Below are 8,979 nucleotides of genomic sequence, written 5' to 3'. Positions count from 1 at the left end.
GGCGCGGCCCCGCCACCGCCCGGGGGCGCCGCCGCGCCGCCGCCTCGGGGCCGCGCCGGCCACCGGCGCGGCCCGGCCCGTACCGCCCGCAGGCGCCCGTACCCGCCAGGCACGGGCCCACCGCACCACCCACCGCACCCGCACACCAACCCCGTGGCACACCGCCTCGTGCCGCGCCATCCGGACGTCGTTCGTCTCGGGCCGTCCCCCGGGTCGTGCAGCCAACCGTCATCCCAAATCCCTGCCCCCGCACGGCGGTACGCCGCCCGCGGGGCGGGTGCCCCTGTGAACCTTGGGAGCAGGCATCATGACCCCCTCGCACGTCGCCACGACCACGCCCGAGGACGCGGGCGCCGGCTCGCGTCCGCCCGCCGGCCGGTCCTGGCTCGACCGCTACTTCCACATCTCCGACCGCGAGTCCACCGTCGGCCGCGAACTGCGCGGCGGTCTCACGACCTTCATGGCGATGGCCTACATCCTCCTCCTCAACCCGCTGATCCTCTCCGGCAAGGACGTGGCGGGCGGCACCCTCGGCCAGCAGGCCCTGATCACCGCGACCGCCACAGGCGCCGCCTTCACCACCCTGCTGATGGGCTTCGTCGGCAGGGCGCCGCTGGCCCTCGCCGCCGGGCTCTCCGTCTCCAGCGTCGTCTCGACGCAGGTCGTGTCCGTGATGACCTGGCCGCAGGCGTTCGGCATGTGCGTCCTGTACGGCGTCGTGATCATGCTGCTCGTCGCCACCGGGCTGCGGGAGAAGGTCATGAACGCCATCCCGCTGCCGCTGAAACACGCCATCACCATGGGCATCGGCATGTTCATCGCGCTGATCGGCCTGGTCAAGGCGGGCTTCGTGCACCCCGCGCACGGCGGCAACCCGCTCTCCCTCGGGCCCGCGGGCCAGCTCACCGGCTGGCCCGTGCTGATCTTCTGCGTCACCCTCCTGGCGATCTTCATGCTCCAGGCACGCCGTGTCCCCGGCGCGATCCTGATGGGCATCGTGGCCGGCACCGTCGTCGCCGTCGTCCTCAGCGCGTCCGGGGCGGTCGACCCGAAGCAGTGGGGGAGCGGGGCGCCCGCCCTGCACGGCAGCGCCGTGTCGATGCCGGACTTCTCCCTCTTCGGCGACCTCAGGTTCGGCGGCTGGGGCCAGGTCGGCGGCCTGACCGTCGGCATGATCGTGTTCACCCTGGTGCTCGCCGGGTTCTTCGACGCCATCGCCACCATCATCGGCGTCGGCAACGAGGCCGGGCTCGTCGACGCGAGGGGCCGCATGCCGGGCCTGTCCAAGGCGCTGTTCATCGACGGTACGGGCGGCGTCGTCGGCGGGGTGGTCGGCGGCTCGGGCCAGACCGTCTTCGTGGAGTCCGCGACCGGCGTCGGCGAGGGTGCCCGCACCGGCCTCGCCTCCGTCGTCACCGGGCTCCTCTTCGCCGCCTGCCTCTTCTTCACCCCGCTCACCCGGATCGTGCCCGGCGAGGTCGCCGCGGCGGCCCTCGTCGTGATCGGCGCGATGATGATGCAGAACGCGCGCTTCGTGGACTGGGGTGACCGCGCTGTCGCGCTCCCCACGTTCCTCACGGTCGTCCTGATGCCGTTCACGTACTCCATCACCGCCGGCGTTGCCGCGGGCACCCTCTCCTACGTCGCCATCCGCGTCGCCCAGGGCCGGATACGCGAGATCGGTCCCTTCATGTGGGGCCTCACCGCGATCTTCACCGTCTTCTACGCCCTGCATCCCATCGAGTCCTGGCTCGGCGTCTCCTGACGCCCGGTCCGCTCCCCGTACCGCCGTAAGGAGAACCACCATGCTGGACATCGCCGAGCAGCTCCACCGGTGGGCCGGGCAGGGGCGCGACTTCGCCGTGGCCACCGTCGTGGCCGTCGGCGGCAGCGCGCCCCGCAGCCCGGGCGCCGCGCTCGCCGTCGACGGGGCGGGCACCGTCGTCGGCTCGGTCTCGGGCGGCTGCGTGGAGGGCGCGGTCTACGAGCTCGCCACCGAGGCGCTCAGCACCGGCGAGAGCGTCGTCGAGCGCTTCGGCTACAGCGAGGACGACGCCTTCGCCGTGGGCCTGACCTGCGGCGGTGTCATCGACATCCTCATCACACCGGTACGCGCCGACGCGCGGGACCGCGCCGTGGTCGCCGCCGCCCTCGCCGCCGCGGCGGCCGGAGAGGCGGTCGCCGTGGCCCGGGTCGCGGACGGCCCCGCGGGGCTGCTCGGCCGCGCCCTGCTCGTACGGCAGGACGGCACGAGCGAGGGCTCACTCGGCGGTCACCCCGCACTCGACCGCACGGCGGCAGCCGAGACCCTCGCCCTGCTCGCCGCGGGACGCACCGGCACCGCCGTGATCGGCGCCGAAGGCTCGCGGTGCGGCAGGCCCGTCACCCTGCTCGTGGAGTCGAGCGTCCCGCCGCCCCGGATGATCGTCTTCGGGGCCGTCGACTTCGCGGCCGCCCTGGTGCGCGCGGGGAAGTTCCTCGGCCACCACGTCACCGTCTGCGACGCGCGGCCCGTCTTCGCCACCGCCGACCGCTTCCCCGGCGCCGACGAGGTCGTCGTGGAGTGGCCGCACCGCTATCTGGGGGCCACCGCCACCGACGCGCGGACCGTGCTGTGCGTGCTCACCCACGACGCCAAGTTCGACGTGCCGCTGCTGGAGGTCGCGCTCAGGCTGCCCGTCGCATACGTCGGCGCCATGGGCTCGCGCCGCACCCACGAGCAGCGGCTCGGGCGGCTGCGCGAGGCCGGGCTCACCGAGCGCGAACTCGCCGCGCTGCGCTCGCCGATCGGCCTCGACCTCGGGGCGCGGACCCCGGAGGAGACCGCGCTGTCGATCGCCGCCGAGATCGTCGCCGTACGCCACGGCGGCACCGGCGCGCCGCTCACCGCCACCAGGACACCGATCCACCGCGCGGGGCGGACGCGGCGGCGGGCCGGCTCGATGGCGTGACGCGTGGTGTGCGAGGACACCACGCGCGGGGGCGTGTGCGCCGGGACCGCCACGGGTGCGCACATGTCCGGATTCTGTAATCCGTTCCCGTACTTTTCACCACGGCCGCACGCGGTCCCGCACAGTGTGAGCGTGTCCGGCGACGGGCCGGACGCAGGCACTGTCGGCGCCCCCTGAGGGCGCCGTACGCAGGAGGTTCTCCATGTCCAGTTCCGCACCCCGCACCGCCGCGGTCCTCCTCGGCGCGGCCGTCGTCACGGCGTCGGCCGTCCTCCCGGCCGCAGCCGCGGGGCACGCGCCGCACCACCGCGCGCCGCACTCGCCCGTCGTCGTCGGAGCCGTCCAGTACGACAGCCCGGGACGCGACGACCGCTCCAACCGGAGCCTCAACGGCGAGTGGGTCACCGTCTCCAACACCGGCAGGAAGCCGGTCGACCTCAAGGGCTGGACGCTTGCCAAGGACGGCAGGCACGTGTACCACTTCAAAAACGTGCGCCTCGCGGGACGTTCGTCGGTGCGCGTGCACACCGGCGTGGGCCGCGACACCCGCCGCGACGTCTACCAGGACAGCCGCCAGTACATCTGGGACAACAACGACACCGCGACCCTGCGCGACAGCCGCCACCGGGTGGTGGACGTGAAGCACTGGTCGGGCCGCAGGGACCGCTGACCCCGGAACGCTGACCCCGGAACACGGCGAAACGGTTCCCGCGGCGGCCCACTCGGGTCCCCGGGGGCCGTTCCGCGCCGTTACCCCCCACGGGCACGGCGCGGAACGGAAACGGCGCCCCGGCGTGGGAGCGCTCCCGGGGAGTGTCCCGCGCACGCCGGGCACGGGCAAGGGGCGTGACGCGATCCACCTGCTCCGATCCGGCCGCGCGGCCGGATCGCCCCGGCGGCCCGGACCCACCGTCAGGGAAACCTGACGGCCCGTCAACTCGCGTTTGGGCCCGGCTGCCCGATGTCACTATCATCCGGCGATGATCATAAGAAAACGGTCGGCGGTCGCCGCGAGCGCGCTGCTTGCCGCCCTGTCCCTCGGCCTCCTCACCCCCGTGACCGCAGCCGCCGACGACGGCGGCCCCGGCGCCGTGGCGCCCGACAAGGTGCCCACCGCCAAGGTCGACCTCGTGCTCGACGTCAGCGGGTCCATGAGCACCCGCGACATCGACGGGCAGACCCGGATGACCGCCGCGAAGCAGGCGTTCGACCAGGTGCTCGACGGCGTGCCGCAGGGCGTCGACCTCGGCATCCGCACCCTCGGCGCCACCTATCCCGGCAAGAGCCTCGCGCTCGGCTGCAAGGACACCGAGCAGCTCTATCCGGTGGGCCCGCTCGACCGCGACGAGGCCAAGACCGCCGTCGGCACCCTGGAGCCCACCGGCTGGACGCCCATCGGACCCGCGCTGCTCGCCGCCGCCGACGACCTCTCGGGCGGCGACGCTAGCCGCAGGATCGTCCTCATCAGCGACGGCGAGGACACCTGCTCACCGCCCGACCCGTGCGACGTGGCGCGGGAGATCGCGGCCAAGGGCATCCACCTGACCATCGACACCCTCGGCCTGGTCCCCGATGCGAAGACGCAGCGGCAGCTCGCCTGCATCGCCGAGGCCACCGGCGGCACCTACACCTCCGTCAAACACCGGGCGGAACTCTCCGGCCGAGTCGGCCAGTTGGTGCACCGCGCGGCCGACCCCGCGGCCACTCCCGTCGCCACGCACGGCACCGCCGACTGCTCGTCGGCGCCCGAACTCGCCCCCGGCCTCTACAGCGACCGCGAGGAGTTCGCCCAGCACCGCTTCTACCGCGTCGCCGTCGCGCCCGGCCAGGAGCTGCGCGCCTCGGTCAGCGTCGCGGACGACCGGGCCGTCAACCCCGACTACGGGGTACTGCTGCGCGCGGTCACCACCCACGGCCGCGAGATCGTACGGGGCGAGCAGGCGGGCAGCGGGCGCACCGACGCCGTCTCGACCGGCCTGCGCTACCCGAGGCCCGACACCGGCTCCTCGGACGACGGCGCCGCGCCCGCCGCAGAGACCGTCTGCCTCGAAGTCAGCAACTCCTACTCGGCGCCCGCCTCGGTGAAGACCGCGCCGGGAATGCCGGTCGAACTGGCCGTGGGCCTGGTCGACGCGCCGCACGACGCCTCGGACACCGCGTCGTTCGGGCTCGGACGCGGCTGGTGGCTGATCGGCACCCTGATCGTCGTCGGCTTCGCCGCCGGCGTCGTCTGGGGCTGGGTGTCGCGGTGGCGTGTGGCGGTCTGGAGGTCCAACTGATGAGGTCGGCACGCATGACACGCACCGGCGCCGCGCTGCTGTTCGCCGCGTCGGCCCTGCTGCTCGGCGGCGCGGGCGCGGCGGCTGCCGACGACGCCCCGCCCTCGCCGAGCGCCTCGGACGGCGGCGCGCAGGGTCCCACGGAGGCCGGCACGTCCTTCCGTACGGCCCAGCTGTTCCAGGCGGGACAGCACGCCACGGCTGACGCCTCCTCGGGCGACTACCTGTACTGGCGGGTGCCCGTCGACGCGGGGCGGCGGCCGACCGTGACGGCGAAGGTCACCTTTCCCGCCTCGTCCGTCCGCTCGGGCGACACGACCTGGCAGGTCGACGTCTACGACGGGCTGCGGCGCCGCCAGCCGTGCCGGTACGGGGCCCAGACGAAGACCCTCGCGCCGGACCAGGACACCGTCGAGCTGCGCTGCGCGCTGCGTACCGTACGGGCCTGGGCCGAGCCCTGGTCCAACGACCCGCTGCCAGGTGACTACTACATCAGGCTCACGGCCGTCGGCGCGGCCCAGGGCGACCTCGGCCTGCCGATGACGGCGGACGTGACGCTCGACGCGCCCTCCGCGGGCGGCGCGTTCGCGGTGGGCGGCAGGCTCGGCGCCCCGCTGGTGCCCGGTGCGACGCTCTCCGGGGACACCGACGACTCCGCGGGCCCCGGCAGCACGGACTCCGCGGGAGCCGACAGCGGCGACCCGGTCGTCGGGGACTCGGACGACGCCTCGGACGCCTCGTCGGCGCCCGCCGTGGAGACCGTGGCGCAGCCCGCCGACGAGCCGGACGGCGGCTGGTCCTCCGGCTGGTGGACCGACCGCTGGCTGTGGACGGGCGGCGGTGCGGTCGCCGCCGCGCTCGCGGGCGTCGGCGGCTACCACGTCACCCGGCCGCGCAGGCGGCCCACGCCGCCGCCCGGGTACTGACCCGCGCGGCCCCGGGCCGGGGCGGCGGTGTCCCGCCCCGGCCTGCGCACCGACCGCCGGCCCCGGCCCCGGCCCCCGATCAGGCAGGCGTCCCGCGGAAGGACACGGCCGGGGAGCCCACGGCCACCCGGCGGGCGCACGCGGGGCCTGCCGCCGTGCGGGGCGAGGCGACCGTTCGGGGCGCGGCTGCCGCCCGCGGGTCAACCGTGACGACGGCCGCGCCCAGCGGCTCCGCGAGCGCGCGCAGCGCGGGCTCCGCGAGCAGCACCCAGGGCTGCTGGTCCCCGAACGCCTCGGCAAGCAGCTTCCTGCTGGTGAAACCCACCGCCGTACGGGCGCCGCCCGGCGTGCGGGCGAACCGCAGGTGGGTGCCGCCCTCCGCGCCCGTGCGCACCGGGACGTACAGCGGGCGGCCGGGCAGCGGACCGCCGCGCGCGGGCCGCGCCGCCTCGGCCGCGGCGGCAGGGTCGGGGTCGGCGGCCTCGGCCGCGCTCTCGGACGTGACGAGCTCCATGGTGTCCTCCTGGGACTCCGTTCGCGGCCGGGCCCGTCGCCCGGCCGTTACCCATGAGCCTCTGCCCCGAGGCTGCGCGCATGGTCCTCCCCTGACGGTGCGTTGACCTGCCGGAGCCGGATATTGACGCGATTCTGCCGTTCTGTTCGAGCCATGGGCCCGGCAGGTGAACGCGTGCGCGTACCCGCGTAACGCCTCCGTCATGACGCGGTGACGCCCCGTGAAACACGCGGCTCCTAGCGTCCTGACCGGGGACATGGCAGTGCCGGGCGACGGACGCGCCCGCACACCCGCCCCATGCGCCCCACCCGGCACCGTGCGCGGCCGTCGCGGCCCCGGCTGCCGCCCCCGCCCCCCCCGCCCCCGTCCCGAGGAGCACCGCATGGCGATCGACGACGCACCCGCCGCCAAGGCACCGGCGCCGCCCGGCAAGGAGGCCGGAGCCCGCGCGGGGGAGACGCTTGAGGACTACACGCTGCGCTTCGCCCCCCGCTCGTACCGGCGCTGGACCCCGGCGGTCGTCGGCGCCTCCGCGCTCGGCGGGATCGCGTACATGGCGGACTTCTCCATCGCCGCGGGTGTCGGCGTCGCCCACGGCACGGTCAACGCGCTGCTGTCCATCGGCGTCGCCGCGGTGATCATCTTCGTCACCGGACTGCCCCTCGCGTTCTACGGCGCCCGCCACAACATCGACCTCGACCTGATCACGCGCGGCGCCGGGTTCGGCTACTACGGCTCCGTCGTCACCTCACTGGTCTTCGCGAGCTTCACCTTCATCTTCTTCGCCACCGAGGGCTCGATCATGGCGCAGGGCCTGCGCTACGCCCTGCACCTGCCGCTGTGGATCGGCTATCTCGTCTCCACGCTCGTCATCATCCCGCTGGTGGTCTACGGCATGAAGGCGCTGGCGAAGCTCCAGAGCTGGACCAACCCGCTGTGGCTGGTGCTGATCGCGGCGCCGCTGGTGTTCCTGCTCGTCACCGAGCCGTCCACCGTCTCGCACTGGCTCTCCTTCGAGGGCCGCGACCACCGCGGCGTGAGCACCGCGGCCGTGATGCTCGGCGCGGGCGCCTGCCTCTCGCTGATCGGCCAGATCGGGGAGCAGATCGACTACCTGCGCTTCATGCCGCCGCGCACCGAGGCCAACCGGCGCGCCTGGTGGACCTCCGTACTGCTCGCCGGGCCCGGCTGGGTGTTCTTCGGCGCGCTCAAGCAGGCCATCGGGGTGTTCATGGCGGTGTACGTGATCGGCGCGGTCGGCTCGGCCGCCGCGGTGGAGCCCATCGAGCAGTTCACCGGCGTCTTCGAGCGCATGATGCCGTCCTGGCTCGTCGTGCCGCTCGCGCTGGTCCTCGTCGTACTCAGCCAGGTGAAGATCAACGTCACCAACGCGTACTCGGGATCGCTCGCGTGGACGAACTCCTTCACCCGCGTCACCCGGCACTACCCGGGCCGCCTCGTCTTCGTCCTGGTCAACCTGGCGTTCTCGCTGGTGCTCATGGAAGCCGACATGTTCAGCTTCCTCAACAACCTCCTGAGCTTCTACTCCAACTGCGCGATGGCGTGGGTCGTCACCGTCGCCACCGACATCGGAGTCAACAAGTATTTGCTCAAACTCTCCCCGAAGGAGCCGGAGTTCAGGCGGGGCATGCTCTACGCGGTCAACCCGGTCGGCCTGACCTCGTTCCTCGCGTCCTCGCTCGGTTCGATCGCCGTGTACTTCGGCCTGTTCGGCGACGGCATCCAGCCGTACTCCCCGCTCGTCGCGGTGGGCGTCGCCCTCGTCGCCACCCCGCTCATGGCCTTCGCCACCCGGGGCCGCTACTACCTGCGGCGCCGTGACGACGGCATCGCGGAGCCGCGCACCGACGCGGAAGGCAACCCGAGCGGCACCCCGTACACCTGCGCCGTCTGCGGAGAGGACTACGAGCGGCCCGACATGCTGGCGAGCGCGGCGGGCGGCGTCATCTGCTCGCTGTGCCTGGCCACCGACCGCACCGGCACACACCTCCTGCCCGCCGACCCGCCGGGCCGCGCCGCGGCCTGACCCGCCCTCAGGGCAGGAGGCCCGCGCGCCGCGCCGCCACCACCGCTTCGAGCCGGGTGTGCGCGCCCAGCTTGCGCATCGCCGAGCGCAGATACCCCTTCACGGTCTCCGGCCGCACACCGAGCGCCGCGGCGGCGGACGTGTTGGTGGCGCCCGCCGCCACGCACGCCAGCACGTCCATCTCGCGCGGCGCGAGCGCCACCCGGCCCGCCGCGCGACCATCGGGCGAACCCTTTTACCTCCGCCCGGATTTGCCCCCACG

General features: G+C 74.1%; 7 protein-coding genes and 1 pseudogene. 6 read left to right on the top strand and 2 right to left on the bottom strand.

Going from position 1 to position 8,979, the window contains the following annotated elements; translation table 11 throughout:
• Positions 1-307: 307 nt before the first annotated feature.
• From ABEA77_RS33045 to ABEA77_RS33025, 5 genes are all read left to right on the top strand, one after another.
• Positions 308-1,765 carry an NCS2 family permease gene (locus ABEA77_RS33045; protein ID WP_345655747.1) on the top strand — a complete coding sequence of 486 codons (1,458 nt, stop codon included), beginning with the start codon at positions 308-310 and terminating at the stop codon, positions 1,763-1,765.
• 40 nt (positions 1,766-1,805) lie between these two features.
• Complete coding sequence (locus ABEA77_RS33040; protein ID WP_345655745.1) at positions 1,806-2,951, top strand: XdhC family protein; 1,146 nt, start codon at positions 1,806-1,808, stop codon at positions 2,949-2,951.
• 202 nt (positions 2,952-3,153) lie between these two features.
• Positions 3,154-3,621: a lamin tail domain-containing protein gene (locus tag ABEA77_RS33035; RefSeq protein ID WP_345655743.1), complete on the top strand. Its 468-nt coding sequence runs from the start codon at positions 3,154-3,156 to the stop codon at positions 3,619-3,621.
• 310 nt (positions 3,622-3,931) lie between these two features.
• Positions 3,932-5,230 (top strand): VWA domain-containing protein, encoded by a 1,299-nt coding sequence (locus tag ABEA77_RS33030; RefSeq protein ID WP_345655741.1) that lies wholly within the window; start codon positions 3,932-3,934, stop codon positions 5,228-5,230.
• Between the two features lie 14 nt (positions 5,231-5,244).
• The gene (locus tag ABEA77_RS33025) at positions 5,245-6,156 is read left to right on the top strand and encodes a hypothetical protein (protein ID WP_345655739.1); all 912 of its coding nucleotides are present in this window, start codon (positions 5,245-5,247) and stop codon (positions 6,154-6,156) included.
• 79 nt (positions 6,157-6,235) lie between these two features.
• Here ABEA77_RS33025 and ABEA77_RS33020 read toward each other — a convergent pair whose 3' ends face one another.
• Positions 6,236-6,670, bottom strand: coding sequence for an SAV_915 family protein (locus ABEA77_RS33020; protein ID WP_345655737.1), 435 nt, complete (start codon positions 6,668-6,670; stop codon positions 6,236-6,238).
• Positions 6,671-7,052: 382 nt separating this feature from the next.
• Between ABEA77_RS33020 and ABEA77_RS33015 the strand changes: the two genes are divergently transcribed.
• Complete coding sequence (locus tag ABEA77_RS33015; RefSeq protein ID WP_345655735.1) at positions 7,053-8,717, top strand: purine-cytosine permease family protein; 1,665 nt, start codon at positions 7,053-7,055, stop codon at positions 8,715-8,717.
• 7 nt (positions 8,718-8,724) lie between these two features.
• Here the strand turns inward: ABEA77_RS33015 and ABEA77_RS33010 are convergent.
• Positions 8,725-8,931, bottom strand: a pseudogene (locus ABEA77_RS33010) (response regulator transcription factor); the annotation flags it as partial.
• Between the last annotated feature and the right edge of the window lie 48 nt (positions 8,932-8,979).

The sequence above is a fragment of the Streptomyces tremellae genome, assembly GCF_039540215.1.
Lineage (GTDB): Bacteria > Actinomycetota > Actinomycetes > Streptomycetales > Streptomycetaceae > Streptomyces > Streptomyces tremellae.
The sequence above is the reverse complement of the archived record's forward strand: the minus strand, read 5'-3'. Positions and strand labels throughout refer to the sequence as shown.